The organism is Brevibacterium otitidis (assembly GCF_042429315.1).
Taxonomy (GTDB): domain Bacteria; phylum Actinomycetota; class Actinomycetes; order Actinomycetales; family Brevibacteriaceae; genus Brevibacterium; species Brevibacterium otitidis.
This window is the reverse complement of sequence record NZ_JBHMAU010000012.1, coordinates 1-571: the sequence shown is the minus strand read 5'-3', so window position 1 is coordinate 571 and position 571 is coordinate 1. Positions and strand designations below refer to the sequence as shown.

General features: G+C 61.5%; 1 pseudogene. It reads right to left on the bottom strand.

Features of this window, described 5'->3' with window-relative positions:
* Positions 1 to 176: 176 nt before the first annotated feature.
* Positions 177 to 571, bottom strand: a pseudogene (locus ACFFN1_RS01095) (transposase); the annotation flags it as partial.

Below are 571 nucleotides of genomic sequence, written 5' to 3'. Positions count from 1 at the left end.
CGACGTCGCAGGCCACACAATCCACGCCACCACCCCCGTGCCCCACAACGTCCAGACCATCATCCAGCACCTGCCAAAACCTGACTAATTTGAGCCAAGTCAGGTTATACAAGCGGATCGCGGCACTTCAACGAGTTATCACGATTGGTCTTGACTGCTCACAGATTAGCGGCTCTTCATAATCGTGGGTGTAGTCGGGGTTTGAATCCGCCGGCCTCGTGGAGGCTGCGGGCGATGTAGTGGGTCAGGTTCCGGAAGCCCAGGGCGATACCGCGGAGGTGTTCGAGTCGGGCGTTGATGGCCTCGGTGGGGGCTGTTGGAGGTGCCTGGCCGGTCGAAGAACGCGAGCACGTCAGCGGCGCGCCGGTTCAGGGTCCGGCCCAGGCTGCGTATCTCCACTAGTGCTGTGGGAACGCCTGTGCTGATGTCATCGATGACCTTGTTGAGCAGGTGGCGGCCGAACTTCTTGTCAGGTTGCCGGTAGGCCACCACCAGACGTTGGTAAATGCCCCAGGTGGCCTCGACCTCGCTATGCTGCTCGTCAGCGAACAGCGCTTCCAGGCGGGCAGCC